Consider the following 26,405-nt stretch of genomic DNA (forward strand, 5'->3'; position numbering starts at 1 on the left):
GGTGGGGGTCGCGTGTGGGTTGACCTGGGGGTTTTGTGAGCGTTAACATCGACGATGCACGATGGAAACGTGAGTGCCGTCGGGGAGGCTCTGATGCGGGTGGTTCTGGTACCTCTGGCGTTCCGCCGCGTCGCGGCAGTACTGGTCGTGCTTCTCGTGGCTGCCGGGATGGTCGTCGCCGACCCGCCGCAGCGGGCGGTCGCGTGGGACAACGGGGTGGCCGACACCCCGCCGATGGGGTGGAACAGCTACGACTCGTTCAACTGGAGCGTCACCGAGGCCGACGTCCGGGCCAACGCCGACTACATGGGCACCAACCTGCGGCAGTTCGGCTGGGAGTACGTGGTGATCGACTGGGCCTGGTACTACCCCGGTCGGCACAACAACAGCCCCAACCAGGACGCGAACCTGCAACCCCGGCTCCGGATGGACGCCAACGGACGGCTGCTGCCGGACACCACCAGGTTCCCCTCCGCCGCCGGTGAGAACGGGTTCAAGCCGCTCGCCGACTACGTCCACGCGAAGGGGCTGAAGTTCGGCGTCCACCTGATGCGAGGCATTCCCCGCCAGGCGGTCGCCGACAACGTCCCGATCCTCGGCACCACCTGCCGCGCCAACCAGATCAACAACACCACCACCGCGAACTGGCTCAACCTGATGTGGGGCCTGAACATGTCCAACCCCTGCGCCCAGACCTACCTGGACTCGATGTTCCAGTTGCTGGCGTCCTGGGGGGTCGACTACGTGAAGGTGGACGACATCGCCGCCCCGACGTACCGGCAGTCGGAGGTCGAGGGATACCGACTGGCCATCCAGCGCAGCGGCCGCCCGATGGTGCTGAGCCTGTCACCCGGCCCGACCTCGCTGGCCAGCGGCGCACACGTCCAGGCCAACGCGCACATGTGGCGGATCGTCAACGATCTGTGGGACAACTGGTCGTCGGTGGACGCGCTCTTCGACCAACTGCGCAACTGGACCCCGTACCGCGCCACCGGCGCCTGGCCCGACGCCGACATGATCCCCATCGGCCGGCTCTCCAAGTACGGGCCGGTCGGCTCGCCGCGGTACTCCAACCTGACCCCCGACGAGCAGCGCAGCCTGATGTCGCTCTGGGCGATCAACCGGGCGCCGCTGATGTGGGGCGGCAACCTGGTCGAGAACCGCGCCGCGGAGTTGGCGCTGATGACCAACGCCGCGGTCACCGGGGTCAACCAAAACAGCACCAACAACCGTCAGCTCTACGGCGGCAGCCGGCAGGTGTGGATCGCCGACGTGCCGGGCAGCAACGATCGGTACGTCGCCCTGTTCAACCGGGACGGCAGCGCGGCGCAGGTGTCGGTGAACCTCGCCGACCTCGGGATCGGGTCGGCCGCCGTGACCGACCTGTGGTCCGGCGCGGCCCTCGGCACGGTGACCGGCACCCTCACCCGGTCGCTCCCGGCCCACGGAGCGGGGCTGTACCGGCTGACCCCGGACACCACGGTGCCGGTGCCGAGCACGTACACCCTCGCCGCGCGGCACAGCGGCAAGCTGCTGGACGTCTACAACAACGCGACCACCGACGGCGCGGAGATGGTGCAGTGGGCCGCGAACGGTCAGCCCAACCAGCGGTGGCGCTTCCAGGACGCGGGTGGCGGTTACCAGACGGTGGTCAGCGTGCACAGCGGCAAGTGCCTCGACGTGTACGGCGGCGCGACCGCTACCGCCGACGGGGTCCGCGTGATCCAGTGGAGCTGCAACGGCGGCACCAACCAGCAGTGGCGCGTACAGGATCTCGGCTCGGGGTACGTGCAGCTCGTCGCCCGGCACAGCGGCAAGTGCCTGGAGGTGCTCAACGCCGCCACCACCGACGGTGCCCGCCTGGCGCAGTGGACGTGTGGCACCGGTACCCACCAGCAGTGGAGGCGTACCCAGGTGTAGCCGCGCTGGGTGGGTCAGGCCGTGCCGGTCAGTTCCAGGTAGCCGCGGTGGGCCGCGACCAGGGCCGGGCGGGCCCCGAAGGGGGCCTCGGCGGCCACCCGCTCCGGCGGGGCGCTGCCGGTGTGCGCGGCCCGGATCAGCCAGGCCAGCTTCGCCAGCTCCGCGTGCTGGGCCCGGACGAAGTCGACGTCCACCAGGTCGCCGTGGCCCGGGATCACCACAGTGCGCGCGGTGGTGAGTCGCAGCAGGTCCGCGACCGCGTCCGGCCACTGCAAGGGGTACGAGTCCTCGAAGGCTGGCGGGCCGCTCTGCTCCACCAGGTCTCCGACCACCAACACGTCGGCGTCCGGCACGTGCACCACCAGGTCGGCCTCGGTGTGCCCCCGCCCCGGGTGGCGCAGCAGCACCCGTCGACCGCCCAGGTCGAGGACAGTCTCGACGTGCACTGTGTGCGTCGGGGCGAGCAGCGGGGTGTCGGCCAGCTCGGCGGCGAGCGCCGGGTGCTCCGTGCGCAACTCCTCGTACGCCTCCCGGCGCAGCCGCTCCGGCTCTTCGCGCAGGGCGGTGGCGGCCAGTTCGTGCGCGTACACCGGGCGGGGTGGGTCGCCGGCCAGGACGGCGTTGCCGAAGCAGTGGTCGTAGTGGTGGTGGGTGTTGACCAGCGTCAACGGACGGTCGGTGACCGCCCGGACTGCCGCGGCCAGCTCGGTGGCCTGGGCGGCCGAGGAGAGCGTGTCCACCAGTAGCGCCTCGTCGTCGCCGACGACCAGTGTGACGTTGACCCGCAGCAGCGGTTCGGCCAGCACGTGCACCCGGTCGGCGACCTCGACGAAACCGCCGTTCACGACGCCCGCCCAGCCCGTTCGACGAAGCGTCCCCGGTCGACCAGGATCCGGTCCACCCGGCCCCGGGCCACCGTCTGGTCGCCGTCGCTGACAGTGACCTCGAACGACAGCCGGCGACCGTCGACGGTCGCCAGCAGCGCCTGCGCGCGGACCGTCCGGCCGACCACTGTCGGCGCGAGGTGCTCCAACTCGACCCGGGTGCCTACTGTCGTCGTACCGGGCGGCATCCCGGTCGCCGTCGCCGCGACGGTGGCCGCCTCAGCCAGCGCCAGCACCCGGGGAGTGCCCAGCACCGGTACGTCCCCGGAACCGACCGCCTGGGCGGTGTCCGCGTCGGTGACGGTCAACTCGACCTGGGCGGTCAGACCCGGCGCGAAGGCCGGCTCGGGCTGCTCCTGCATGGTCGTCAGCCTAGGTGCTCGCCGGACGCGTCGAACACGCGCCCGACGATCCGGGCGCCACCACCCCCGACGGCCAACGGGTGGTCCCCGTCGGTCGATGCCGTACCCGTCGTTAACCTTGACCCCGATGGCCGTCGTGACTGACCCCCAGCCCCCCGCCCGGACCGACCCGCCCGCGTCCCCGGACGGGGGTCGTCGGCGCGTCGTCGCCATGACCGTCTGGGCGGTCGCCTTCGTCGCCGCGTGGCTGGCCATCGGGCTGCCCACCGACCCGGCGTACGCCTTCGTCTGGATCTGGCTGGCGACCATCGCATGGAACAGCGAACGGCCGTGGCGTAGCCACCTGCGCTTCGCCCGGGACTGGGTGCCGGTGGTGCTGCTGTTCGTGATCTACAACCTCTCGCGCGGGTTCGCCGACAACGGGGCCACGCCGCACGCGATGGAGCTGATCGTCGCCGACCAGTTCATGTTCGGCTGGGCCACCGGCGGTGAGGTGCCCACCGTCTGGTTGCAGCAGCACTTCTACCACCCGCAGGTGCACTGGTGGGATGTCGCGGCGAGTTGGGTGTACTTCTCCCACTTCGTGGTGGCGCTTGCCGCCGCCGCGGTGCTCTGGCTGCGCGACCGGCACCGCTGGGCCGCGTACATGAGGCGGTGGGGTTTCCTCTGCGCGGCCGGCCTGGTCACCTACTTCATCTACCCGGCCGCCCCGCCCTGGTGGGCGGCGCAGAACGGCCTGCTCACCGAGGTCGCCCGGATCTCGACCCGGGGTTGGAAGGCGTTCGGCATGCACGGTGCCGGAAACGTCCTCAACGCCGGTCAGATCGCCTCCAACCCGGTCGCCGCGATGCCGTCGCTGCACACCGCGTGGGCGTTGTTCGTGGTGTTGTTCTTCCTGACCGCCACCCGTCGTCGCTGGTGGCCGCTGCTGCTCGCGTACCCGCTGGCGATGACCTTCACCCTGGTCTACTCGGGTGAGCACTACGTGATCGACGTGCTGGTCGGCTGGGCCTACGTGGGTCTGACCTTCCTGGTGGTCGGTCTGGCGGAGCGCGGCTGGACGGCGTGGCGGGCCCGCCACCCGAGCGCCAAGGCGGCACGGCCCACGGAGCAGCCCGCCGACCCCACGGACCCCACCGATCCCCCGCCCGGCCAACCCGAGCCCCCAACGCCACGGGAACCAGACACCACCACCCACCCCGCAGTCCCCGCCGACCACTAACCCCCCGGCCCGGGCCCGGACGGGGTGGGGGTGGGGTGGGGTGGGGGTCAGGGTTGGGTGCGGGCTTGGTGGGCTCTTGTGGTCAGGTCGGCTGCCAGGGCCCAGGCCTCTGCCAGGTCGCGGTCCTGGGCGGTGGCGCCGGAGCCGCCCGCGGTGTCCGCGTGGACGGTGGCCAAGCCGAGACGGCGCTGGATGGGCCCCTGGACCACTCGCACGCTCTGGATCCGGGCGTACGGCACGATCACCAACTGTCGGGTGAGCCGTCCGGACCGGGTGGCGAACACCCGCTCGAACAGGCCCGCGCCGAACGCGGCACGGCCCAGCGGGTGCAGCCAACGGGTCCGGCGCGGCGGCGGGCTCAGCGTGAGCGCGTCGAGGCGTACCCCCGGAAGCACCTCGGCGACGATCATCGTCGCCGTCGGCAGGTCGCCGACCGGCAGCAGCCGGTCGGGCCGGTTGCGGTCGTCGGCCTCCGCGACGGAGTAACCGGCCACCTCCAGCCGCAACCGCAGCCAGCCCTTCATCCGCCACAGCAACGGCCAGGTGGCCCGCACGGTCTGCACCCGCTCCAGCGGCACGGTCTGCGCCCGCGTCTCCAGCAGGCCGTTGTGCACCCGCAGCGTGGCGCCGTCGCGGGCCAGCCGGAAGTTCCAGTCGTCGAGGACCCGGCGGATCGGTTGCAGCAGCACACCCGCCATCGCGGTCAGGGTGCTCGCCACCGCGACGAACGACCACGAACCCGCGGTGAGGAACTGCACCACGACGAAGGCCACACCGAACGGGAGCAGGAACGCCTGCGGGGTGAGCAGTTGGCTGATCAGCAGGTTCTGGTTGCGTACCGCGTGCAGTGGCCGGCCCGGTACGGCCGCCGGTGGCGCCGTCGCACCCGGGGCCACCGGGGCCGCCGCGTCGCCGGGCGCGGGCTGCTGCGCCACCCGCCCGGCCAGCGCCAGCAGACGCTCGCGCAGCAGCGCCGCGTCGGCCACCCCGAGGTACGCCAGTGGCGCCTCGGCCTTGCCTCCGCCGACCACTTCCAGGCGCAGCTCGGCCAGGCCGGTGAGCTGGGCGAGCAGCGGTCGGACCACTTCCACGGCCTGCAACCGTTCCAACGGGATGGCCCGGGTACGCCGCCAGAGCAGCCCCTCGTACACCCGTAGTTCCCGGCCGACGACGTGGTAGCCGGTGTTGTACCAGCTGATCACCGACAGCACTGTCGCGCCGAGCGCCAGCACCGCCACCATGGCGGCGAACCAGCCGAATCCCACGCGCGAGAGCGTCGACCAGGACAGCCCGGCGATCACCACGACCAGGGACTTGGCGCCGTGCAGCACCGGGCTGAGCGGGTGCAGTCGCTGCCGGGGTTCGCCCTCGCCGCCGCCCGGTGGTGCCGGCCACGGCGCGGGCGTGCCGGGCGGCACCGGCCCGTCAGGTGCCGCGCCAGTTGGCACCGGCCCAGGCGGTGCCGCGCCAGCGGGTGCCGCGCCAGCGGGCAGCACCGGCCCCGGTGGCGTCGGGCCGGTGGGCGGCACGGTGCTCGGCTCGGCTGGCCCGTCGCTCATCGGAGCGGCCCTCGGCGCGGTCGGCGGCTGCGCGCGCGGGTGCTCACAGCCCCTCCGCCCGGTCCTCGCCGAGCGCTGTGAGTCGATCGCGCAGCCGGGAAGCCTCCGCCGGACGCAGTCCGGGCACCCGGGCGTCGCTCGCGGCCGCCGCGGTGTGCAACTGCACTGTGGCCAGGTCGAAGGCGCGCTCCAACGGCCCGGCGCTCACGTCGACGAACTGCATCCGCGAGTACGGCACGATGGAGAGTCGACGGACCAGCAACCCGTGCCGGACCAGCAGGTCGTTCTCCCGCTCGGCATACCCCCAGGCCCGGACCGCGCGGACGATCGCGACGGCCCGCCACGCGCCGAACACCAGCACGACGGCCACGGCGAGCCCGAACAACGAGTGACCGCTGAGCGCCCAGCCGACCCCGGTCACCGCCAGCCCGATGGCGACCACGATCGCCAGCCGGATCAGCTCCACCCAGATCAGATCGGTGGAGATCGGCTGCCAGTTGACAGTGTCCGGCCAGGGCTCCAGTGGACCCCGACCACCCGGCGCAGCCGTCAGCAGCGCGCCGGGCTCGGGCGGCAGGAGGCCGGGGGGCGGTAGGTCGGGAGCGCGCTGGTCGGCGGCGGGTGCCGGCCGGTGACCGGGCGGCAGCGCGCCCGGTGGCAGCGGGGCGGGCGTCGAGGCGTCCGGCGCGGTGGGCTCCGGGCCGAGCGTGCCGGGTGCCGGAAACGCGCCGGGCGGCGGGTCGACGCCGGGTGGTGCGGTGGCCGGGGTGGGCGGCCAGGACGGGGAGGTGGGGCCGGGGGAAGCCGGAGGGTCGCCGCTCACAGGTCGAGCGTAGGCGATCCGGGCACCGGAGTGACGGCACGCAGGAAGCCTCGAGCGTCGAGGAAGTCACCGAGGCTGCCCCGGTGCGCGGCGCAGGCCAGCCAGGTCTTGCGCCGATCGGCGTCGTGCAGACGGGGATTGTTCCACTCCAGCACCCAGACGGCGGCGGACCGGCAGCCCCGGGCCGAACAGACCAGGGCCTCGTCGGCGGGGGAGGGGATGCTCATCCCGGCCAGTCTAGGGCGGCGGGACGGAGAGCTTGAGCGCCGGGCGACCACGGGGGGAGTCGCCCGGCGACGGGGTGAATCGTACACGCGGCGGGCCGGTCCGTGCACACCCTCGATGCGTGATTCGGCCGCCGGGGACGGCGCGGTCAAAATCGGCTTCTCCCCACCTCGACACTCAGCAAGGCGTGCGAGTCTTGATACCGCACGAGCCGCGACGACCGACAAACGCTGTGGAGGACCGGTGGCCCAGCCGACCATGCCCGACGCCCCGACGCCGAACGGAGCGGCACCCGCCCCGGTGACCACACCCGCGCAGGACGCCACCCTGCTGGAGAAGGGCCTGTTCGAGATCAAACGTGTGATCGTCGGGCAGGACCGGATGGTGGAGCGGATGTTCGTCGCGCTACTCGCCCGCGGTCACTGCCTGCTCGAAGGCGTGCCCGGGGTGGCCAAGACCCTGGCGGTGGAGACCCTCGCCAAGGTCGTCGGTGGGTCCTTCGCCCGGGTCCAGTTCACTCCGGACCTGGTGCCCGCCGACATCATGGGCACCCGGATCTACCGGCAGTCGAGCGAGAAGTTCGACGTCGAGCTGGGCCCGGTCTTCGTCAACTTCCTGCTCGCCGACGAGATCAACCGGGCGCCGGCGAAGGTGCAGTCCGCGCTGCTGGAGGTCATGAGCGAGCGGCAGGTGTCCATCGGTGGGGAAAGCCACCGGGTGCCGGACCCGTTCCTGGTGATGGCCACCCAGAACCCGATCGAGCAGGAGGGCGTCTACCCGCTGCCGGAGGCGCAGCGGGACCGGTTCCTCATGAAGATCGTGGTGGGCTACCCGACCGACGCCGAGGAACGGGAGATCGTCTACCGGATGGGCGTGACCGCGCCCGAGCCGACCGCGGTGTTCGACACCCCGGAGCTGATCGCCCTGCAACGCAAGGCGGACCAGGTCTTCGTCCACAACGCCCTGGTCGACTACGCGGTGCGGTTGGTGCTGGCCACCCGGGCCCCGGCCGAGCACGGCATGCCCGACGTCGCGCAACTGATCCAGTACGGGGCCAGCCCGCGCGCCTCGCTGGGTCTGGTCCGGGCCACCCGCGCCCTGGCGCTGCTGCGCGGGCGTGACTACGCGCTGCCGCAGGACGTGCAGGACATCGCGCCCGACATCCTTCGGCACCGGTTGGTGCTCAGCTACGACGCGCTCGCCGACGACGTACCCGCCGACCACATCGTGCAGCGGGTGATGTCGACGATCCCGCTCCCGGCGGTCGCTCCCCGGCAGCAGGCCACCCCGCCGTCGATCGCGCCGCCGCCGGGCGCTGGCTGGCCCGGGCAGCGCCCGTGACCTCACCCACCCCTCGTCCGGCTCCCCTCGCCGACCGTAGCGAGGCCGTGCTGTCCCGGCTTCAGCTGCTCGTCACCCGCAAGCTCGACGGTCTGCTCCAGGGCGACTACGCCGGCCTGCTGCCCGGACCGGGCAGTGAGGCGGGAGAGTCCCGGGAGTACCGCCCCGGCGACGACGTGCGCCGGATGGACTGGCCGGTCACGGCCCGGACCACCACACCGCACGTGCGGCGTACGGTCGCCGACCGGGAGTTGGAGACCTGGCTCGCGCTGGACCTCTCCGCCAGCCTGGACTTCGGGACAGGTCAGTGGCTCAAACGGGAGGTGGTGGTGGCCGCCGCGGCCGCCATCACCCACCTGACCGTGCGCGGGGGTAACCGGATCGGCGCCGTGATCGGCACCGGCGGCGGGGCGTCCGCCCCGGCCCGACGCTGGCGGGGCGGACCACCGCCGGCCGGGCCCGGGGTGCTCACCCGGCTGCCGGCGCGCTCCGGGCGCAAGGAGGCGCAGGGCCTGCTGCGTGCCGTCGCCGGCACCGCCATCCAGCCCGGCCGTGGTGATCTGGGCGCCCTGATCGAGATGCTCAACCGTCCGCCCCGCCGTCGCGGGGTGGCAGTGGTGGTCTCGGACTTCCTCGCGCCCGCCGAGCAGTGGGCGCGGCCGATGCGCAAGCTGCGCGTCCGCCACGACGTGCTGGCGATCGAGGTGGTCGACCCGCGTGAGCTGGAGCTGCCTGACGTGGGAGTGTTGCCGGTGGTCGACCCGGAGAGCGGCGAGCTGCACGAGGTGCAGACCGCCGACCCGCGGCTGCGGCAGCGCTACGCCGAGGCCGCCACCGCCCAACGGGCCACCATCGCCGCCGCCCTGCGCGGCGCCGGCGCGGCCCACCTGCGTCTGCGTACCGACCGAGACTGGCTGCTGGACATGGTGCGATTCGTGGCCGCGCAGCGGCACGCGCGTACCAGGGGGACGACACGATGATCCGTTTTCTGCAACCGTGGTGGCTGCTGGCTGTGCTGCCGGTCTTCGCCCTCGCCGCGTTCTACGTCTGGCGGCAGTTGCACCGCCGGGCGTACGCGATGCGGTTCACCAATGTGGACCTGCTGCGTACTGTCGCGCCGAAGGGCCTGGGCTGGCGTCGGCACGTCCCGGCGACCGCGTTCCTGCTCTGCCTGCTGGTGCTGGCCACCGCGCTGGCCCGTCCCGCCGTGGACACCAAGGAGCCGCTGGAGCGGGCCACAGTGATGCTCGCCATCGACGTGTCGTTGTCGATGCAGGCCGACGACGTGGCGCCGAACCGGCTGGAGGCGGCCCAGGAGGCGGCCAAGCAGTTCGTCAGTGAGCTGCCGGAGAGCTACAACCTGGGCCTCGTGTCGTTCGCCAAGGCGGCCAACGTGCTGGTGCCGCCGGGCAAGGACCGGGACGCGGTGACCAGTGCCATCGACGGGCTGGTGCTGGCCGAGGCGACAGCGACCGGCGAGGCGGTGTTCACCTGCCTGGAGGCGATCCGGTCGGTGCCGACCGACGGCGCGGCGGGCATTCCGCCGGCACGGATCGTGCTGCTCTCCGACGGTTTCCGGACCTCCGGTCGGGCGGTGGAGGAGGCGGCGGCAGCCGCGCAGGCCGCGAACGTTCCGGTCTCCACCATCGCCTTCGGCACCGACACCGGGCAGGTCGACATCGGCGGGCAGTTGCAGCGGGTGCCGGTGGACCGGATGGCCCTCGCCGAGCTGGCCGAGACCACCGAGGGTTACTTCTACGAGGCGGCCTCGGTGAGCGAGTTGAAGCAGGTCTACCAGGACATGGGCAGCTCGATCGGGTTCCGCACCGAGCCGCGTGAGGTGACCCAGTGGTACGCCGGGGTGGCGTTGCTGCTGGCGCTCTGTGCGGGAGCGTTCAGTCTGCTCTGGTCGTCCCGGATGCTCTGAAGCCGGCTCAGGGTTTCATCAATGGGTCCAAGGCCAGGCGGGCGGGCAGGCTGAGCGCGGCGCGGGCCAGGACGGGTGGCGTGGGCCGGCGGGTAACCAGGTGAAGTATGAGCCGACCCGCCACCGCTACGGCCCCGACCCGTTCCTGCGGTTCGGCGTAGGCGAGGCCCATTCCCCGGGGCAGGACGACCGGGCACCGCAGCAGACGGCCCATTCGTACGGCTGTTTCGGCGGTGGCTGCCGCGCGTGGTCGAGCACCCAGTTCGGAGAGCCGCCGGTGCAGCGCAGCCGTGGACAGGTCGTAGGTGTACGCGATGACGTCGAGTCCGGCGAACGGCCGACGTCCGGCATGGAGCGTCACGTCCGGCGGGGTGAGTACGGCCAGCCTGTCGGCGCCGATGGGCAGCGCGCTCACGGTGCCGGGCAGCCGCATCTGATTGGCGATCGCGACGAAGGCCGCATCCAGTGAGCCCTCGCCGACCCAGTCGACCAGTCGGTCGCCATGGTCGGTGACCTGGTGCACGTTTCTTCCGGCCAGCAACTCCTCCAGCGCCGGAAACAGCCAGGGGGCGAGGCTGCCGAAGGTGCCGATCGTGAGCGTCCCGGTGTGCGCTGCCACCCGGGTGCGATCGAAGATCTCTGCCAGATGGGCGAGGACGTGTGCCGCCTCTGCCGCGAGGGCCCTGCCGGCCGGGGTGGGCCGCGCCCCGGTGGTGTCCCGATCGAAGAGCCGTTCGCCGATCCGCCGTTCCAGCGCCGCCAGCCGGTTGCTGGCGGCCGGCTGGCTGATCAGCAGTTCCCGCCCCGCCGCTCCGAGCGAGCCGTGTCGAGCGAGCGCCTCGACGAGCCGAAGGTCCTCGACCGATGGCGATGAGTTCATAAGCCAAGGTTATGAGCTACTCCGCCGATCCGCGATCTACCCGACGGTGCCAGGCAAGATCAGGATTGGTTCCATGACCGCTCGACGTGACATCGCCGTCATGCTGACGACGACATTCCTGACCTGGATGGGGCAGCGTACGACAGCCCTCGCGCTGCCCCTCGTGGCGCTCGCCGAGACCGACTCCACCTGGGCCACCGGGCTGGTCGGCGGGGCGGTCGGGTTACCCATGCTCACCTCGGCCTGGTGGGCTCGCCGCATCCGGCAGCGGCTCACCACCGGCCGTGCGCTGGCCGGCGTGCTCGCCGTCCAGGTGATCGGGCTGTTGGTAGTGCCTGTCGGCGCCGTGCTCGGCACCGTCGGCCCGATCCACCTGATCGCCGCGGGCCTGATCACCGGCTGTGGCACCGCGCTCAGCGGCCCGGCCCAGCGGGCGTTGCTCGCCGACATCTGCGACGGACTGGGCACCGAACTCGCCGCCCGGATGCTCGCCTGGCAGGACTTCGCCCATCGCGCCACTATGATCCTGGCACCGCCGCTAGCCGGCTGGGCGATCACGCTTGACGGTCCGTTCCGGCTGCTCTGGGCCGAGGCGCTCGGCGTCGGGATTGGTGTGGTCGCGCTGCTGACCGTACGGGGCCGCGCCCCCGCCGCCCCGGGTGGGGCAACGGGCGACGCTCCTGCCCTGCGACACGTCCTGTCCCGACATCCCGATGTGCGTCGCGCTGTGGTCATGGGTGGGGTCGGAGGGCTCGCCTGGTTCGCCTTCACGCTCGGCCTGGCGATCCTCGGCGCCGAGACAGGTCGGCCGGGCCTACTCATCGCGGCCGGTATGACCGGGTACGGTGCGGGCTCCGTCGTCGGCGCACTGCTCGCGCCGATGCTCGTACCCCGGCTGCCGCCACTGGCGACCATCGCCGCCGGTTGGGTCGTTCTCGGTGCGACCTTCATGGTTCTGCCGCTGTTCACCGCGTCGCTGGCGTCGATCGCCTACCTGGCGGCGGTCGGCGGCTTCGCCATGCCTCTCGGTATCGCGGCGGTGAACCGGTTGATCAGTGTCCGCACCGACGGCGCGGAACGACGAGCGGCCTTCGCCGCAGAGAGCCTGGTGCACGACGGGGCTGTGTCGCTCGGCCTGCTCGCCGGCGGAACGATCATCGGCCTGCTCGGCACGGGAACAACGCTGGTCGTCGCTGGCGTCGCGCAGATCGGCGTCGCGCTCCTCGCCGGGCCCTGGCGGATTCCCGCACCGTTACGGGTCAGCCGAGCAGGCGCCCGCGGCGACGGGACACCTCCTGCCACGATTCGCCCCAGGTGGGCAATCGCGCGCAGGAGTCGTGGGTGAGCAGGCGGTCCAGATACTCCCGGCGCTTCGTGTCGGTGACCAACTTCTACGCTTCGATGGCGGTTGCGGCGCACCCACGCCGGCAACCGACAACCTCGGACGAGCGACGGTCAGTGACCGCCACCGGCGAGCACGAAGACGATGGCCACCCAGACGGCGGCGAGGGTGAAGCCCAGCGGGGCGACGTAGCGGCTCATGACGGCTCCGGGTGGCGGCTGGACGGTCCGCGTGCGGGGGCGGACCGCAGGGGGTGGGGACGCGCACACGAAGTCGTGACCGGGCGGCTCCCGGCGACCGCCCGGGATCGGGCGGCGCGGCACACTCACCTCGGCAGTTGCCGACGTGGTGGGGAGCGGAGCGGGGTCAGCTCACCAGACTGAGTCGTGGCTCAGCGGGACTGACCATCGGCCCGGCCACGACTGGGAGGATCGCTATCTCGCACAGCGATCACCTCCTGCAAGTCGGGCGGGCCGGAACGTCGATGATCGTACACCTGCGGTGCCGGCGGAACGCACTCGGCCGACCGGCCGGAGACCCCTCCACCGCCCGGTTGGCGACGCCGCTCGCCACCAGCGCGTACGCCTCGGCGGAACGACATCGGCTGCCCCACCCGCACCACGGTGACCAGCACCACGGCGAGCAGCGGCAGCCAGCAGCAGCGCGCCAGCACCCACCCCGGGCCGTCCGGGGCGGTGTGCAGACCGGGCAGGGCCAGCCCGCTGCGGGCGGTGAGCGCGGTCACCGCCACCAGTACCGGCTGGTGCCACAGGTAGATCCGGACGGCGGACCGGTTCACATCGGTCACCGCTCGGCCCGGCAGCGGCCGGGTCACCAGCCGGTGCAGTGCCGGCCGGGCGAGCAGCCCCAGCCCGACCTGGGTCACCGCCAGCGCCACGACCAGCAGCGACGGCGGGTTCAGGTTGGACACCCCCGCCCCGGGCACGCCGACCGCGCTCGCCGGGTAGCCGAGCGCCAGCAGCGCCGCCAGCGCGACCGCCCCACCGGCCGCCAGTGTGCCGCCCGCCCGCCGCCCGTCCAGCCACCCCTCGGCGTGCGCCACACCCAGCAGGTACGGCACCGACCAGGCCGCCAGCACGGTGACCGGGGGCAGGTCGGTGCCGGCCGGCAGCAGACGGACGGCCAGGTCGACAGCGGCCACCACGGCCACCGCCGGCGCACCGCACCGCGCCACCCCCCACCGGCGTACGGCGACGCGCAGCGGGCCGGTCACCGCGACCAGGATCACCAGCGGTAGCAGGAACCACAGCGGGCTGACCGCCAGCCGCAGCGCGACGGCGAGCGTGTCGTCCGAGGTGCCGACGACGGTGGCGGTGAGCAGCACGGCGGCACCAACACCGAGCAGCGCCACGGTGGGCAGCAGCAGGCGGCGCAGCCGACCGGCCAGCCAACCGCACGCACCGCCCGGGTAGCGGGCCAGCGACCGGGCCGAGCCGAACCCGGCGGTGAAGAAGAACAACCCGAGCGTCTGCAACACCCAGGTCACCGGGGCCAGATCGGGCAGGGCGGTCAGCGGACTGGCCTGGTGCAGCCCGCCGTCGCCGGCCAACACCAACCCGGTGACCAACCAGTGCCCCAGCACCACACCGCCGACGGCGTACGCCCGGAGCGCGTCGACGGCACGGTCCCGGCTCATCGGGCCTCCCCGATCCGATCGGTGTCGACGCCGCCCAGCACGACCGCCGCCACCGCGACCAGCGCGGCGCTGCCCGGCGCGAGGTAGCCGTCGTGCCCCGCCACCCCACCCACCGGCAGGGGGCGGGCGCCGAACGCCGGATCGCCGGGTCGCCGGCCGAAACCCAGGCCCGGCAGCCGCACCGGCGGTACCCGACGGATCCAGTCGGTCGGCGCCTCCGCCGCCCAGAACCGCCGCCCGCCGGGCAGGTCGTCGGCGCGCTGCACCCCGGCGCCGACGCCGCCGAGGCTGACCACGTCGGTGACCTGGGCCGGGGCCTGCGCCGCCGCCAGCGACACCACCAACGACCCGTAGCTGTGCCCGACCAGCGTGATCGCCGCCGCTGGACGCCGCCCGGCCAACTCCCTCAGCAGCCTGGCCAGCCCGGCCGCGCCGCGCCGTGCGCTGACGCCACCGGCGGCGGTCAACACCCCGTCGGGCGGGTCGTAGCCGAGCCAGGCCAGCACCGCGACCCGCGCCGTCGGGTCGGTCGCCCGCAGCTCCCGGTAGAGCTGCCCGGCCTGCACCGCCGGCGCCCGCCGGGCCACCCCGCCCAGCCCCCTGTCGAAGTCGGCGAGGGTGCTGCCGACCCCCGGCACCAGCACCGCGATCCGGTCCGCGTCGGCGAGGTCGCCGAACACCTCGACCGCTCGGCCGTCACCACGCCCGTCGAACAGCAGGAACCGGCGTCCGTCGGCCACCCAGTCCGCGTACGGGGGGCCGGCCGCGCGCATCGCCGCCGCCATCACTGGGTACGCCTCGACGAACCCCGCCACAGTGGCCGGCTCGGCTCGGGTCGGCAGGACCAGGTTCGCGCCGAGCAGCGCGGCCATCGCCACCCGGCTGGCACCTCGTCGTCGCATCACGTTCTCCCTCCGGAATGTCGTCCGGAGGGAGAGTGCGCCCAGGGGCGAGGCCCGGTCGTCGTCCCGCAGAGCCGTTCCCGGGCTGGCTCCACAGGGCTACTCGCCGGCGGCCACCAGACCCGTCTCGTACGCCAGCACCACTGCCTGGGCCCGGTCACGCAGACCCAGCTTGGCCAGGATCCGCCCGACGTGCGTCTTCACCGTCTGCTCGGCCACCACCAGGTCACCCGCGATCTCCGCGTTGTTGCGACCCCGGGCGATCAACCGCAGCACCTCGGTCTCGCGGGGGGTGAGCCCGGCCAGGTCGGTGGGGCGTGGGCGGCGGCGGTCCGGACGGGCCGCGAACTCGGCGATCAACCGACGGGTGACACCCGGGGCGAGTAGCGCGTCCCCGGCCGCCACCACCCGCACCGCCTGCACCAGGTCGGCCGCCGGGGCGTCCTTGAGCAGGAACCCGCTGGCCCCGGCGCGCAGCGCCTCGTACACGTAGTCGTCCAGGTCGAAGGTGGTGAGGATGAGCACCCTGGGGCGCTGCGCCGACCGGTCACCGAGCAGCTTGCGGGTGGCCTCCAGCCCGTCCATGACCGGCATCCGCACGTCCATCAGCACCACGTCCGGGTCGAGGTGGCGGGCGGCGGCCACCGCCTGCGCGCCGTCGGCGGCGTCCCCCACCACCAGCAGATCCGGTTGGGCGGCGAGCAGCGCGCCGAAACCCTGTCGGACCATCGCCTGGTCGTCGGCGATCAGCACCCGGATCATCGGTCCCCGCCCTCCACGTCGTACGGCAACTCGGCCACCACCGCGTAACCCCCGGCGGGCAGCGGCCCGGCGGTGAACGTACCGCCCAGCGAGGTGGCCCGTTCCCGCATGCCGGTCAGCCCGTGCCCGGAGCCGCCGTCGGGGGTCGGTCGGACGTCGACCGGGGAGTTTTCGACGCGTACCCCCAGACCAGACCGGCCGACGCGGACGGTGACCCGCACCGCGGCGCCGGCCGCGTGGCGGGCCGCGTTGGCCAGGCCCTCCTGCACGATGCGGTACGCGGCCAGCCCGACCGGCGCGGGCACCCGCCCGTCCTCCACCGGCTCGGCGTCCACTGTCACCGGCAGCCCGGCCCGGCGTGCCGCGTCCACCATCGCGCCCAGGTCGGTGAGGTCCGGCTGCGGCGCGGTCTGCGGCCCGGTCGTCTCGCTGCGCAGCACCCCCAACAGCCGCCGCATGTCGGTGAGCGCGTCGCGGGCCGACGCGGCGATGGCGACGAACTCCGCGGCTGCCGGGGCCGGCACGTCCGTCAGCCGGTACGGGGCGGTCTCCGCCTGCACCGCTATCAGCGACATGTGGTGGGCCACCACGTCATGCAGCTCCCGGGCGATCCGGGTGCGCTCCTCCAGCACCGCGCGGCGCTCCTGCTCCCGTTCGCTCAGCTCGGCCTGCGCCGCCAGCGCGTGCCGGGACAGCCGGTTGCGGCGGATCAGGTCGCCGACGATCGCCAGCGCGCCGAGCAGCAGCAGGACGGGGACCCGGTTGTCGGGGTGGACCAGGGTGAGCACCGGCACCGTGCTGATCGTCACCACCCAGGCCAGCACCGGCCGGTCGACCCGTGCGACGACCACCGCCAGCACCGCGATCGACCCGAGCGCCAGCGGCGGGGTCCACGGCCAGGCCTGGTCGGCCGGGGCGTTGAACGTGCAGATCAGCAGGGCCAGCACCGTCAGCCGCCAGGCCAGCAGGGGACGCCGGGGCAGCGCCAGCAGCGGCGCCACAGTCATCGCCGCGAAGAGCATCGCGATCGGTGTCGGCAGCCCCCATTCGCTCTCCACCGTCAGCGTGATCAGGAAGATACCCAGCGCGGCGAGCAGGCCGACCGGCGCGGCGTAGCGGGCCGGCCCCGGCCAACGGGCCAGCAGCGGCCGCTCGGGCCGGGCGTCCGGGCCGAGCACTGTCTGCCGAAGGGCCCTCAGGGCCACCGCGATCGGATGCCGGTTCACCACCCGGAGGCTACGGGCCGACCCCGCCACGAGGCGTGCCACCAGGGGTTGATCCCGGTGTGGTACCCCAGTGTGACGCGACTCCCGTTAGCGCTTACCTGCCGGTAACGCCTAGGCTCCGACGCGTCCGTGCTGACCATTCGCAAGGGGGAACAGTGGCCCGAACCGTGCTGGTGACCGGGGGTAACCGAGGGATCGGCCTGGCCATCGCGCAGGCCTTCGCCAAGCAGGGCGACCGAGTGGCGGTCACCCACCGTAGCGGCGAGGCACCCGACGGGTTGTTCGGCGTCCGCGCCGACGTCACCGACGCCGCCTCGATCGACGCCGCGTTCGCCGCCGTCGAGGCCGAGCTGGGGCCGGTCGAGGTGCTGGTCGCCAACGCCGGCATGACCGCCGACACGCTGCTGCTGCGGATGTCCGAGGAGCAGTTCACCGACGTGGTGGACACCAACCTCACCGGTGCGTTCCGGGTCGCGAAGCGGGCCTCCGGCAAGATGCTCCGCGCCAAGTGGGGCCGCATGATCTTCATCTCCTCGGTGGTCGGCCTCGCCGGCGGCGCCGGGCAGGTCAACTACGCCGCCAGCAAGGCCGGCCTCGTCGGCGTCGCCCGCTCGATCACCCGGGAGCTGGGCAGCCGCAACATCACCGCGAACGTGGTGGCGCCCGGCTTCATCGACACCGACATGACCGCCGGCCTCACCGGCGACCGCAAGGCGGAGATCCTCAAGTCCATCCCGGCCGGCCGGATGGCCAGCCCGGACGAGGTCGCCGCCGTGGTCACCTGGCTGGCCTCGGACAGCGCCGGGTACGTCTCCGGCGCCGTCATCCCGGTCGACGGCGGCCTCGGCATGGGCCACTAACCCTTTTGACTACGGAGGAAATCAGCGATGTCCGGACTGCTCGCCGGTAAGCGACTGCTCGTCACCGGTGTCATCACCGACGCCTCGATCGCCTTCTCGGTGGCGAAGCTCGCTCAGGAGAACGGCGCGCAGGTCGTGCTCACCGGCTACGGCCGGCTCTCCCTGGTCGAACGGATCGCCAAGCGGCTCCCCGAGCCGGCGCCGGTCATCGAGGTGGACGTCACCAACACCGAGCACCTGGCCGGCCTCGCCGACCGGGTACGCGAGCACGTCGACGGCCTCGACGGTGTCGTGCACTCGATCGGCTTCGCCCCGCAGAGCTGCCTCGGTGGCGGCTTCCTCGACGCGCCCTGGGAGGACGTGGCGACCGCCCTGCACGTCTCCACCTTCTCGTACAAGTCGCTGGCCATGGCGGCGCTGCCGCTGATGTCGCCCGGCGGCGCGGTGGTCGGCCTGACCTTCGACGCGACGAAGGCGTGGCCGGTCTACGACTGGATGGGCGTGGCCAAGGCCGGCCTGGAGTCCGCGTCCCGCTACCTGGCGCTGCACCTGGGCAAGCAGGGCATCCGCAGCAACCTGGTCGCCGCCGGGCCGCTGCGCACCATCGCCGCGAAGTCGATCCCCGGCTTCGACCAGTTCGAGGAGGCCTGGGCCGAGCGTGCCCCGCTGGGCTGGAGCCTCACCGACCAGGAGCCCGCCGCGCGGGCCTGCCTGGCGCTGCTCTCCGACTGGTTCCCGGCCACCACCGGCGAGATCGTCCACGTCGACGGCGGCTACCACGCCATCGGCTCCTGACGCTTCACCCCGACGCCCCCCGGTCACCGTCCGCGTGATCTACGCGTCCGGACCAGGGGGCGTCGCCGGGACGTCCCGGCCGAGGGGCAAGAATGACCCCATGTCGTACGACGCGGTGGTGCTGGTGTCCTTCGGCGGGCCCGAACGGCCCGAGGACGTGATGCCGTTCCTGCAGAACGTGACCCGGGGCCGGGGTGTGCCTCCCGAACGACTGGTCGAGGTCGCCGAGCACTACCAGCACTTCGGTGGGGTGTCCCCGATCAACCAGCAGTGCCGGGACCTGCTGGCCGCCGTCCGCGCCGACTTCGCCGCGCACGGTGTCGACCTGCCCATCTACTGGGGCAACCGCAACTGGGACCCGATGCTCGCCGACACCGTGACCCAGATGCGCGACGACGGGGTCACCCGGGCGTTGGCCTTCGTCACCAGCGCGTACGGCGGCTACTCGTCCTGCCGGCAGTACCAGGAGGACATCGCCGCCGCCCGCGCCGCCGTCGGCCCGGACGCCCCGGTGATCGAGAAGCTGCGTCAGTTCTGGGACCACCCCGGCTTCGTCGAGCCGCACGTCGACGCGGTCCGGGCGGCGCTGGGCCAGCTCGACCCGGCGAAGCGGGACACCACCCGGCTGGTCTTCACCGCCCACTCCATCCCCAACTCCATGGCGGCGAACGCCGGCCCGCACGGCGGCCGGTACGAGGCGCAGCTGCACGAGACCGCCCGGCTCGTCGCCGCGGCCGCCGCACCCGACCTGGGGTACGACCTGGTCTGGCAGAGCCGCTCCGGCCCGCCGCAGGTGCCGTGGCTGGAACCGGACATCAACGACCACCTGGCCGCCCTCGCGCAGGGCGGCACCACCGGTGTGGTGGTCAGCCCGATCGGGTTCGTCTCCGATCACCTGGAGGTCGTGTGGGACCTGGACACCGAAGCGCTGGAGACGGCGAAGCAGCTCGGCCTGGACTTCGTCCGGGCCGGCACGCCGGGCACCGACCCGCGTTTCGTGACCATGGTTCGTGAGCTGGTCACCGAGCGAACCGACCCGGACGGCGCGCAGCTGCGCCGCCGCCTGGGCGAGCTGCCCATGTGGGACACCTGCGCCACCGTCTGTTGCGTACCGACCCGTCGACCCTGACCTCTGAGGATCATCATGCAGGACCGTAAGCCCGTGCAGAGTTGGCTGACCGACATGGACGGCGTGCTGGTGCACGAAGGCCAGCCGGTGCCCGGCGCACCGGAGTTCATCAACCGGATGCGCGCCTCCGGCAAGCCGTTCCTGGTGCTGACCAACAACTCGATCTACACCCCGCGGGACCTGACGGCCCGGCTCAGCCGGATGGGGCTGGACGTGCCGGAGGAGTCGATCTGGTCCTCCGCCCTGGCCACCGGCCAGTTCCTCGCCGACCAGCGGCCGGGTGGCACCGCGTACGTCATCGGTGAGGCCGGGCTGACCACGGCGCTGCACGCCGTCGGCTACGTGCTGACCGACTTCGCCCCCGACTACGTGGTGCTCGGCGAGACCCGCACCTACAGCTTCGAGGCGATCACCAAGGCGGTCCGCCTGATCAACGACGGCGCCCGGTTCATCTGCACCAACCCCGACGTGACCGGCCCGTCCGTGGAGGGCGCGCTACCCGCCGCCGGCTCGGTCGCCGCCATGATCTCCAAGGCGACCGGGGTGGAGCCGTACTTCGTCGGCAAGCCCAACCCGATGATGATGCGCTCGGCGCTCAACACCATCAACGCGCACTCGGAGAGCACCGCGATGATCGGTGACCGGATGGACACCGACATCCTGTGCGGCCTGGAGGCTGGGCTGGAGACGATCCTGGTGCTCACCGGGATCAGCAGCCGCACCGAGGCGGAGCGCTACCCGTACCGCCCGTCCCGCATCATCAACTCGGTAGCGGACCTGCTCGACGAGATCTGATGCTCGTGGCGGTGCTGTGGCGCCCTCCGGTCAGGGGCGCAGGGGGGCGTTGCAGGCGGCCACCAGCGCCTGCCGGCAGGCGGCGGTCAGGGGGCGAAGTGCCGCGTCCCGTTGCTGCGCCTCGTAGTTGTTGATCGCTCCGCCCGGGGCGGCGTGCCCGGCCAACGCCAGCACCCGGTCGAGCACCGCGGCCCGGGCGAAGAGTCGGCGGGCCCGCGGGTCGAAGCCCGGTGGGAGATCGGTGGCGCCGTCCGGGCGGCGGAGTGCGGCCAGCGCACCGGCCAGCTCGGGCCGCCACTGGGCGACGTCGAGGCGGGTCAGCACGGCGGTCGTCTCGGCCAGCGCGGCGGCCAACTCGGCCTCCGCCTCGGCGGCGCCAGGCAACGAGAGTGACGCGGCGGCGGCGTTGGCCGGCAGCGGGTAGACCCGCCAGAGCACCGTCTCGAAACAGTCCCCGGAGCCGGAGGTGTGCAGCCGCACCTGGGGGATCAGCCCGAGCCCGCCGGCGACCACCGCCTCGCCCGTGACCAGCGCCGCACCGGCGAAGTCGCCGGGGCCGGGCAAACCCCTCGGGTCGCCCGGCGCGGGCAGCACCAGGCGGATCTCGTCCGGGGAGAGCTTGGCCAGGGTGGGCAGCGCGGCGCCCAGCGGGACGTCGGTCCAGGTGCCCGGGGCGTCCGCAACGAGGTGTTCCTCGTCGCCGGCGATGGCGTCGGCGACCTCGTCGTAGGGCACCAACCCGGCGCGCCACGCGCGCACCCAGGCAACGAACCGGCTGGACCGGCGCGGCGCGAGTGTGGCCGCGCCCGTTGCGGGGGTGGACATGCCGAAAGGGTACGTGGTCACGACCGGCCCTGTCTCGGCTGCCGCTCCGGTCGCCCGGCCTGCCCCCAACTGCCCTGTTCGCCCCAATCCCCGCCCCCTGTAGTCGGCGGTCAGAGCGCGGGGCGGTGTGTCGGGGGCCGGGGTGGGCGCGGGCTGGGTTTAGCGTGATCGACATGGCGGGGCGATACGGCGAGGACGTGTTGGCGGGCGACTGGCGACGGCGCAAGGTCACCCCCGAGGTGGACGCCGAACCGGATCTCGTGGTCGAGGATGCCGATTCCGGGTTCTGCGGAGCGGTGGTGGGCTTCGAGGCCGGCGCTGTGGTGTTGGAGGACCGGCACGGTAAGCGGCGCAACTTCCCGTTGCTGCCGGCGGCGTTCCTGCTCGACGGCAGCCCGGTGACGCTGCGCCGCCCGACCCGCGCCGCGGTGCCGGCGACCCGGCGGCGGACCGCGTCCGGTTCGGTCGCCGTGGACAATGTGCGGGCCCAGGTGGCGAAGGCCAGCCGAATCTGGGTGGAGGGCATCCACGACGCCGCGCTGGTCGAGCGGATCTGGGGCGACGATCTACGGATCGAGGGCGTGGTGGTCGAGCCGTTGGACGGCATCGACGCCCTCGACGCCGAGGTACGCGACTTCGGCCCCGGCCCGACCCGACGACTCGGCGTGCTCGTCGACCACCTGGTGCCGGGCAGCAAGGAGAGCCGGATCGTCGCCCGGGTGAACTCGCCGTACGTGCTGGTGACCGGGCACCCCTACGTGGACGTGTGGCAGGCGGTCAAGCCGGCCGCGTTGGGCATCGCGGCCTGGCCGGTGGTGCCGCCGGGGCGGCCCTGGAAGGAGGGGGTCTGCGCGGCTCTCGGGGTGGCCGAGCCGGCCGACATGTGGCGGCACATCCTGTCCCGGGTGAACAGCTTCGCCGACGTGGAGACCCCTCTGATCAACGCCATGGAACGCCTCATCGACTTCGTCACCGAGCCGGCCTGACCGCCTGGTCCTCCGGTCCGCCCGGCATGGGTCAGGGAACCTCGTCCGGGCTGCGCGTGAAGACGAACGTGGCGATGTCGACCGCCCGAGCCCGTCCGTCGTCGTCGCGCAGCACCGACAGGATCTCGCCGTTCTCCGGGCCGGACCGTCCCCGCCAGCGGTCCGTCCCCTCGGCGGTGAACCGGCTCACCCGCTCACCGCGTACGTGGGCCACCAGGTCACCCGCGTCCCAGCTCAGGTCCAGCGGAGTGCCCATCCACCACCAGCGGCCGGTCAGCTCGGCCAATTCGGCACCCGGGGCGGCGGGGGCCGGCCGCCACGGCTGCGGGAACGCCGGCTCGGCGTCCAGCACCGTGGTCAGCAGTTGACGGCCGAGTCCGGTGATCGGGAAGCCGTACGAGTTGGCGAAGCCCACCACCGCGGTGCGGGTGGGCCGGTGCACCACGAGGGCGGCCACGTACCCGGGCATCGAGCCGCCGTGCCCGACGTACACGCGCTCGCCGTCGCGGTAGAGCTCCAGCCCCAGGCCGTGCCCGCCGGTCCAGGAGTCGGGGTCGCTGATCACCACGGGGGCACACATCTCGGTCAGCGTCTCGGCGGCCAGCACCGACGGGTCGGGGTCGGCCAGGAACGCGGCCCAGCGGCCCAGGTCCTCGATCGTCGACCAGAGCTGCCCGGCGGGGGCCATGGCGCCGGTGTCGGTGCGGGGTTCCTCGCGCAACGTGCCGTGCCAGGGGTGGACGACGTAGCCGCGGGCGTAGGGCTCGGTGGCGGCGTAGGTGGTGCGGCGCAGGCCCAGCGGGGTGAGGACCCGTTCGTCGAGCAGGTCGGCCCAGTGTGTCCCGGTGAGCCGTTCGAGCAACCCGCCGAGCAGTCCGTACGCCAGGTTGGAGTAGTGGTACGCGCGGTGCGGCGGGTAAGCGATCTTGTCGGCGTCGACCTCGGCGAGCAGGGTGGCCAGGTCGACGCCGGCCGTCCGCTCCCACCAGTCGCCCCCGGGTTCGCGTTGGATGCCGCTGGCGTGGCCGAGCAGTTGGCGCACTGTGAGCGCGCCCACACCGGTGCCCGGCAGGTGCTGCTCCAGCCGGTCGTCCAGGGCCAGTCGGCCGGCGTCGCGCAACTGCATGATCAGGGTGGCGGTCATCGTCTTGCTGATCGAGCCCACCCGGTACTGCAGGTCGACATCCGGGCGGGGGTGATCGCCGGCGACGGCCACATGCGCCAGCGTGCCGTCGCGGACCACGCCCAGCACCAGCGACGGGGTGTGACCGTCGGCCTGTGCCCGGGCGACCCGGGTGTCGATCTGTCGGGCGGTCTCGGGTAGCAGGATCAACGGGATCTCCTCGGGTCGGGCCGCCGATTTGTGGTGTTTTGACGGGCCGGAAAGGGTCTCGCAGAGCCTACTGATCTTCGCGGGGAGGCCGCGCGTGCATTTGCGTGTCACGATCGGGGGGTGGACGCCGTGGTGTGGATCGTTTTGGGTGTGCTGCTGGCCGTCGCCGAGATTTTCACGACGACGCTATTTCTGATCATGTTCGGGGCCGGTGCGTTCGCCGCCGCCGGTGCGGCCGCCCTGGGCGCGCCGGTCGCCGTGCAGGCGCTGGTCTTCGCTGTGGTGTCGGCGTTGAGCCTGGTGGTGGTCCGACCGGTCATCCGGCGGCACAGCCGCTCGGCGCTGGAGAGCGGCGAGCAGCCGTTCGGCGTGGAGGCGATCGAGGGCTCCACGGCGCTGGTGCTGGAACGGGTGGACGCCGAGCAGGGTCTCGTCAAGATCGACGGTGAGTTGTGGAGCGCCCGGTCGTACGACACGACACAGGTCTACGACCCCGGTCAACGGGTTCGGGTGATAAAGGTCCGGGGCGCTACCGCCCTGGTGTGGCAGGACGATGTTTCTTCCGCCGGCGAGCTGCCGGAATCGAGAGGGTGAACGGGATGACCTTAATCGGGGTGGTGGTGATCGCGGTGGCATTGATCGCCGTGATAACGCTGGCCAAGGCGGTGCGGATCGTGCCGCAGCAACGCCAGGACGTGGTGGAACGGCTCGGCAAGTACAAGCGCACCCTCAGCCCCGGCCTCAACCTGCTGGTGCCCTTCGTCGACGCGGTCCGTACCAAGGTCGACATGCGGGAGCAGGTGGTCAGCTTCCCGCCGCAGCCGGTGATCACCTCGGACAACCTGGTGGTCTCGATCGACACGGTCCTCTACTTCAAGGTGGTCGACTCGGTCCGGGCGACCTACGAGATCTCCAGCTTCCTCCAGGCCATCGAGCAGCTGACCGTCACCACGTTGCGTAACGTGATCGGTTCGCTCGATCTGGAGCGCGCGCTGACCAGCCGGGACGAGATCAACAGGCACCTCTCGGGTGTGCTGGACGAGACCACCGGGCGCTGGGGCATCAAGGTGACCCGGGTCGAGATCAAGGCGATCGAGCCGCCGGCCAGCATCCGCGACTCGATGGAGAAGCAGATGCGCGCCGAGCGGGACCGTCGCGCGGCGATCCTCACCGCCGAGGGGCACAAGCAGTCGGTGATCCTCACCGCCGAGGGTGACAAGCAGTCGGCGGTGCTGCGGGCCGACGGTGACCGGCAGGCCCGGATCCTGCAGGCCGAGGGTCAGGCCAAGGCGATCCGTACGGTCTTCGACGCGATCCACCAGGCCAACCCGAGCCAGAAGGTGCTGGCCTACCAGTACCTGCAGGCTCTGCCGCAGATCGCCCAGGGCAGCGCCAACAAGGTCTGGATCGTCCCGGCCGAGCTGACCAAGGCCCTGGAGGGGATGGGTGGCGCGCTCGGTGGGCTGAGCCAGATGGTGGGGGATCTGCCCGCTCCGGAGGCGGCCGAACACGCGAGCCAGGTGGAGCGCGAGGCCGCGGAGGCGGCGCAGGCCGCGGCGGACGCCGCCCAGCAGATCCACGACGAGGTACGCGTCGCCGAGGCGCAGGCCACCGGCGGCAACAAGCCGCAGGGGCTGCCCGCACCGGAGCCGGTGTCTCCGGCCAGCCTGACCGAGGACCCGGCCGACCAGCGCGAGCGCGGCTGATCCGGTACGCCGGCCGCCCGGTCGGCTAAATACGAGAAAGACTCATGGGGCGCTCCGACGCCTGCCACGATCGGTCCTAGGACGGGTGGTGACCAGGCAATCGGGGCGCCCCGGCGCGTCGGTGCACCGCTCGACGACGAGCGAGGTGACGCATGAAGGATCCGGCGAATCGGATGTGGTCCTCGGCCCCGGTGCCCGGCGCACACGACCCGGTCGCCCCGCTGGGCTCCCGGCGCAGCGGTGGCGGGTTCGGCGTACTGCCCTTCGTCGGCGAGCCGACCCCGGGCGCCCCCGCCACGAACGCCAGTTGGGCCTGGTCGGTACGTCGGTTCGCACGGGCGGCGGTCTGGCTGCTGCCCGCGTACGCCATCCTCTACGGCGCGGTGGCGATGGCCAGCGACGGAGGGGTGGGCAACGACCCCTATCCGGCCGACGGCCGGGCGGTGTACCTGATCGGTTGGGTGGCCGCGGTCTGGCTCGGCCTGCTCGCGCTGTTGGCCCTCACCGGGCTGCTGGCCGCGACCCGCAGCCGCCGGGCGGCCGCCGCCGGGCTGCTGGTCAGCATCGCCGGCACCGTGCTGATGCTGCCGTTCGCCGGGTTCGAGGAGCAGACGCCGGTCTTCGGCGCCACCGCGCGGTCGCTGGTCCTGCTCGGCGCGACGTTCTACAGCGCGGGCTGGTTCCTCACCGGGTGGGCGGTGGCCCGCTCGGGCACCTTCAGCCTCGGCGACGGCGTCATGCTGATCATCGCCGCGCCGCTGCTCGGCCTCGGTGGTGCCCTGATCGGCTCGTTGCAGACCTTCGGCGCGATCTTCGTGCTGATCGCGGGCATCGGCATCGGCTACCGCTCCGGCCGCCTGATGCCCCGCGAAACCGCCAGAGACGCCGCCACCGCCAGCCTGAGCACCCCCAACCCCTAACCCACCCCCGCCCGGCCTCGGCCT

Annotated in this window: 27 protein-coding genes; 14 read left to right on the top strand and 13 right to left on the bottom strand. The window is 72.7% G+C overall.

The features are described 5' to 3' along the window. Positions 1–93 precede the first annotated feature (93 nt). The gene (locus KBX08_RS28315) at positions 94–1,920 is read left to right on the top strand and encodes an alpha-galactosidase (protein WP_210786376.1); all 1,827 of its coding nucleotides are present in this window, start codon (positions 94–96) and stop codon (positions 1,918–1,920) included. A gap of 14 nt (positions 1,921–1,934) precedes the next feature. Here KBX08_RS28315 and KBX08_RS28320 read toward each other — a convergent pair whose 3' ends face one another. Both KBX08_RS28320 and KBX08_RS28325 read right to left on the bottom strand, forming a co-directional pair. After that, a complete protein-coding gene (locus KBX08_RS28320) occupies positions 1,935–2,765 on the bottom strand; it encodes an MBL fold metallo-hydrolase (RefSeq protein WP_210786377.1) in 831 nt (276 codons plus the stop codon). Further along, on the bottom strand, positions 2,762–3,166 hold the full coding sequence (locus KBX08_RS28325) for a thioesterase family protein (RefSeq protein ID WP_210786378.1): 405 nt from the start codon (positions 3,164–3,166) through the stop codon (positions 2,762–2,764). Before KBX08_RS28325 ends, KBX08_RS28320 begins: the two co-directional genes overlap by 4 nt. Positions 3,167–3,293: 127 nt before the next feature. On the opposite strand from KBX08_RS28325, the gene KBX08_RS28330 reads away from it, so the two are divergent. Further along, positions 3,294–4,388: a phosphatase PAP2 family protein gene (locus KBX08_RS28330; RefSeq protein WP_282102933.1), complete on the top strand. Its 1,095-nt coding sequence runs from the start codon at positions 3,294–3,296 to the stop codon at positions 4,386–4,388. Positions 4,389–4,435: 47 nt separating this feature from the next. Here the strand turns inward: KBX08_RS28330 and KBX08_RS28335 are convergent, their stop codons facing one another. The 3 genes from KBX08_RS28335 to KBX08_RS28345 all read right to left on the bottom strand — a co-directional run bounded on the left by KBX08_RS28335 (position 4,436) and on the right by KBX08_RS28345 (position 6,997). Then, the gene (locus tag KBX08_RS28335; RefSeq protein ID WP_247670212.1) at positions 4,436–5,947 is read right to left on the bottom strand and encodes a PH domain-containing protein; all 1,512 of its coding nucleotides are present in this window, start codon (positions 5,945–5,947) and stop codon (positions 4,436–4,438) included. 43 nt (positions 5,948–5,990) lie between these two features. Continuing rightward, positions 5,991–6,524, bottom strand: a complete 534-nt coding sequence (locus KBX08_RS28340; RefSeq protein ID WP_210786396.1) for a PH domain-containing protein — start codon at positions 6,522–6,524, stop codon at positions 5,991–5,993. 242 nt (positions 6,525–6,766) lie between these two features. Beyond that, a complete protein-coding gene (locus KBX08_RS28345) occupies positions 6,767–6,997 on the bottom strand; it encodes a hypothetical protein (protein WP_210786379.1) in 231 nt (76 codons plus the stop codon). Positions 6,998–7,238: 241 nt separating this feature from the next. On the opposite strand from KBX08_RS28345, the gene KBX08_RS28350 reads away from it, so the two are divergent. Genes KBX08_RS28350 through KBX08_RS28360 form a run of 3 tightly spaced genes read left to right on the top strand, consistent with a single transcriptional unit; the run spans position 7,239 to position 10,263 of the window. Continuing rightward, the gene (locus tag KBX08_RS28350; protein ID WP_210786380.1) at positions 7,239–8,336 is read left to right on the top strand and encodes a MoxR family ATPase; all 1,098 of its coding nucleotides are present in this window, start codon (positions 7,239–7,241) and stop codon (positions 8,334–8,336) included. After that, on the top strand, positions 8,315–9,316 hold the full coding sequence (locus KBX08_RS28355) for a DUF58 domain-containing protein (protein WP_210786397.1): 1,002 nt from the start codon (positions 8,315–8,317) through the stop codon (positions 9,314–9,316). Before KBX08_RS28350 ends, KBX08_RS28355 begins: the two co-directional genes overlap by 22 nt. Further along, a complete protein-coding gene (locus tag KBX08_RS28360; RefSeq protein ID WP_112619645.1) occupies positions 9,313–10,263 on the top strand; it encodes a VWA domain-containing protein in 951 nt (316 codons plus the stop codon). The genes KBX08_RS28355 and KBX08_RS28360 overlap by 4 nt, the downstream gene beginning before the upstream one ends. A gap of 7 nt (positions 10,264–10,270) precedes the next feature. On the opposite strand, the gene KBX08_RS28365 is transcribed toward KBX08_RS28360, so the two are convergent. Next, on the bottom strand, positions 10,271–11,143 hold the full coding sequence (locus KBX08_RS28365) for a LysR family transcriptional regulator (protein ID WP_210786381.1): 873 nt from the start codon (positions 11,141–11,143) through the stop codon (positions 10,271–10,273). 73 nt (positions 11,144–11,216) lie between these two features. Between KBX08_RS28365 and KBX08_RS28370 the strand changes: the two genes are divergently transcribed. Beyond that, a complete protein-coding gene (locus KBX08_RS28370; protein ID WP_210786382.1) occupies positions 11,217–12,488 on the top strand; it encodes an MFS transporter in 1,272 nt (423 codons plus the stop codon). Between the two features lie 110 nt (positions 12,489–12,598). Here KBX08_RS28370 and KBX08_RS28375 read toward each other — a convergent pair whose 3' ends face one another. From KBX08_RS28375 to KBX08_RS34515, 5 genes are all read right to left on the bottom strand, one after another. Then, on the bottom strand, positions 12,599–12,814 hold the full coding sequence (locus KBX08_RS28375) for a hypothetical protein (protein WP_196925116.1): 216 nt from the start codon (positions 12,812–12,814) through the stop codon (positions 12,599–12,601). Positions 12,815–12,876: 62 nt separating this feature from the next. After that, entirely contained in the window at positions 12,877–14,142 is a 1,266-nt protein-coding gene (locus KBX08_RS28380; protein ID WP_210786383.1) for an acyltransferase family protein, read from the bottom strand. Next, a complete protein-coding gene (locus KBX08_RS28385; RefSeq protein ID WP_210786384.1) occupies positions 14,139–15,044 on the bottom strand; it encodes an alpha/beta hydrolase in 906 nt (301 codons plus the stop codon). Before KBX08_RS28385 ends, KBX08_RS28380 begins: the two co-directional genes overlap by 4 nt. A 99-nt stretch (positions 15,045–15,143) precedes the next feature. Beyond that, positions 15,144–15,806 (bottom strand): response regulator transcription factor, encoded by a 663-nt coding sequence (locus KBX08_RS28390; protein WP_196924346.1) that lies wholly within the window; start codon positions 15,804–15,806, stop codon positions 15,144–15,146. Next, on the bottom strand, positions 15,803–17,032 hold the full coding sequence (locus tag KBX08_RS34515) for a sensor histidine kinase (protein ID WP_210786385.1): 1,230 nt from the start codon (positions 17,030–17,032) through the stop codon (positions 15,803–15,805). The genes KBX08_RS28390 and KBX08_RS34515 overlap by 4 nt, the downstream gene beginning before the upstream one ends. Before the next feature lie 155 nt (positions 17,033–17,187). Here KBX08_RS34515 and fabG point away from each other — a divergent pair, with 155 nt between their 5' ends. The 4 genes from fabG (at position 17,188) to KBX08_RS28415 (ending at position 20,611) form a co-directional block, all read left to right on the top strand. Continuing rightward, positions 17,188–17,892 (top strand): 3-oxoacyl-ACP reductase FabG, encoded by a 705-nt coding sequence (gene fabG / locus KBX08_RS28400; RefSeq protein WP_210786386.1) that lies wholly within the window; start codon positions 17,188–17,190, stop codon positions 17,890–17,892. 27 nt (positions 17,893–17,919) lie between these two features. Then, positions 17,920–18,687 (top strand): enoyl-ACP reductase FabI, encoded by a 768-nt coding sequence (gene fabI, locus KBX08_RS28405; protein ID WP_210786387.1) that lies wholly within the window; start codon positions 17,920–17,922, stop codon positions 18,685–18,687. A gap of 100 nt (positions 18,688–18,787) precedes the next feature. Next, positions 18,788–19,816 carry a ferrochelatase gene (locus KBX08_RS28410; protein ID WP_210786388.1) on the top strand — a complete coding sequence of 343 codons (1,029 nt, stop codon included), beginning with the start codon at positions 18,788–18,790 and terminating at the stop codon, positions 19,814–19,816. Between the two features lie 15 nt (positions 19,817–19,831). After that, a complete protein-coding gene (locus KBX08_RS28415; protein WP_210786389.1) occupies positions 19,832–20,611 on the top strand; it encodes an HAD-IIA family hydrolase in 780 nt (259 codons plus the stop codon). Positions 20,612–20,641: 30 nt separating this feature from the next. Here the strand turns inward: KBX08_RS28415 and KBX08_RS28420 are convergent, their stop codons facing one another. Then, positions 20,642–21,436, bottom strand: coding sequence for a hypothetical protein (locus KBX08_RS28420; RefSeq protein ID WP_210786390.1), 795 nt, complete (start codon positions 21,434–21,436; stop codon positions 20,642–20,644). Between the two features lie 173 nt (positions 21,437–21,609). On the opposite strand from KBX08_RS28420, the gene KBX08_RS28425 reads away from it, so the two are divergent. Next, complete coding sequence (locus tag KBX08_RS28425; RefSeq protein WP_210786391.1) at positions 21,610–22,422, top strand: DUF3097 domain-containing protein; 813 nt, start codon at positions 21,610–21,612, stop codon at positions 22,420–22,422. A 31-nt stretch (positions 22,423–22,453) separates the two neighbouring features. Here KBX08_RS28425 and KBX08_RS28430 read toward each other — a convergent pair whose 3' ends face one another. Next, positions 22,454–23,755: a serine hydrolase gene (locus KBX08_RS28430; protein WP_210786392.1), complete on the bottom strand. Its 1,302-nt coding sequence runs from the start codon at positions 23,753–23,755 to the stop codon at positions 22,454–22,456. 120 nt (positions 23,756–23,875) lie between these two features. On the opposite strand from KBX08_RS28430, the gene KBX08_RS28435 reads away from it, so the two are divergent. From KBX08_RS28435 to KBX08_RS28445, 3 genes are all read left to right on the top strand, one after another. Continuing rightward, positions 23,876–24,349 (top strand): NfeD family protein, encoded by a 474-nt coding sequence (locus KBX08_RS28435; protein ID WP_091403880.1) that lies wholly within the window; start codon positions 23,876–23,878, stop codon positions 24,347–24,349. 5 nt (positions 24,350–24,354) lie between these two features. Continuing rightward, positions 24,355–25,461, top strand: coding sequence for an SPFH domain-containing protein (locus tag KBX08_RS28440; protein WP_210786393.1), 1,107 nt, complete (start codon positions 24,355–24,357; stop codon positions 25,459–25,461). 152 nt (positions 25,462–25,613) lie between these two features. Further along, on the top strand, positions 25,614–26,381 hold the full coding sequence (locus KBX08_RS28445) for a hypothetical protein (RefSeq protein ID WP_210786394.1): 768 nt from the start codon (positions 25,614–25,616) through the stop codon (positions 26,379–26,381). Positions 26,382–26,405: the final 24 nt, after the last annotated feature.

It is taken from the genome of Micromonospora sp. H61 (assembly GCF_018070325.1).
GTDB lineage: Bacteria > Actinomycetota > Actinomycetes > Mycobacteriales > Micromonosporaceae > Micromonospora > Micromonospora salmantinae.

Excerpts from the sequence above, each read along its gene's own strand:
- KBX08_RS28410 (WP_210786388.1), top strand. The coding sequence starts at position 18,788 with ATGTCGTACGACGCGGTGGTGCTGGTGTCCTTCGGCGGGCCCGAACGG.
- fabI (WP_210786387.1), top strand. The coding sequence starts at position 17,920 with ATGTCCGGACTGCTCGCCGGTAAGCGACTGCTCGTCACCGGTGTCATC.
- KBX08_RS28365 (WP_210786381.1), bottom strand. The coding sequence starts at position 11,143 with ATGAACTCATCGCCATCGGTCGAGGACCTTCGGCTCGTCGAGGCGCTC.
- KBX08_RS28330 (WP_282102933.1), top strand. The coding sequence starts at position 3,294 with ATGGCCGTCGTGACTGACCCCCAGCCCCCCGCCCGGACCGACCCGCCC.
- KBX08_RS28335 (WP_247670212.1), bottom strand. The coding sequence starts at position 5,947 with ATGAGCGACGGGCCAGCCGAGCCGAGCACCGTGCCGCCCACCGGCCCG.
- KBX08_RS28440 (WP_210786393.1), top strand. The coding sequence starts at position 24,355 with ATGACCTTAATCGGGGTGGTGGTGATCGCGGTGGCATTGATCGCCGTG.
- KBX08_RS28380 (WP_210786383.1), bottom strand. The coding sequence starts at position 14,142 with ATGAGCCGGGACCGTGCCGTCGACGCGCTCCGGGCGTACGCCGTCGGC.
- KBX08_RS28415 (WP_210786389.1), top strand. The coding sequence starts at position 19,832 with ATGCAGGACCGTAAGCCCGTGCAGAGTTGGCTGACCGACATGGACGGC.
- KBX08_RS28315 (WP_210786376.1), top strand. The coding sequence starts at position 94 with ATGCGGGTGGTTCTGGTACCTCTGGCGTTCCGCCGCGTCGCGGCAGTA.
- KBX08_RS28325 (WP_210786378.1), bottom strand. The coding sequence starts at position 3,166 with ATGCAGGAGCAGCCCGAGCCGGCCTTCGCGCCGGGTCTGACCGCCCAG.
- KBX08_RS28390 (WP_196924346.1), bottom strand. The coding sequence starts at position 15,806 with ATGATCCGGGTGCTGATCGCCGACGACCAGGCGATGGTCCGACAGGGT.
- KBX08_RS28425 (WP_210786391.1), top strand. The coding sequence starts at position 21,610 with ATGGCGGGGCGATACGGCGAGGACGTGTTGGCGGGCGACTGGCGACGG.
- KBX08_RS28370 (WP_210786382.1), top strand. The coding sequence starts at position 11,217 with ATGACCGCTCGACGTGACATCGCCGTCATGCTGACGACGACATTCCTG.
- KBX08_RS28445 (WP_210786394.1), top strand. The coding sequence starts at position 25,614 with ATGAAGGATCCGGCGAATCGGATGTGGTCCTCGGCCCCGGTGCCCGGC.
- KBX08_RS28420 (WP_210786390.1), bottom strand. The coding sequence starts at position 21,436 with ATGTCCACCCCCGCAACGGGCGCGGCCACACTCGCGCCGCGCCGGTCC.
- KBX08_RS28385 (WP_210786384.1), bottom strand. The coding sequence starts at position 15,044 with ATGCGACGACGAGGTGCCAGCCGGGTGGCGATGGCCGCGCTGCTCGGC.
- KBX08_RS28345 (WP_210786379.1), bottom strand. The coding sequence starts at position 6,997 with ATGAGCATCCCCTCCCCCGCCGACGAGGCCCTGGTCTGTTCGGCCCGG.
- KBX08_RS28360 (WP_112619645.1), top strand. The coding sequence starts at position 9,313 with ATGATCCGTTTTCTGCAACCGTGGTGGCTGCTGGCTGTGCTGCCGGTC.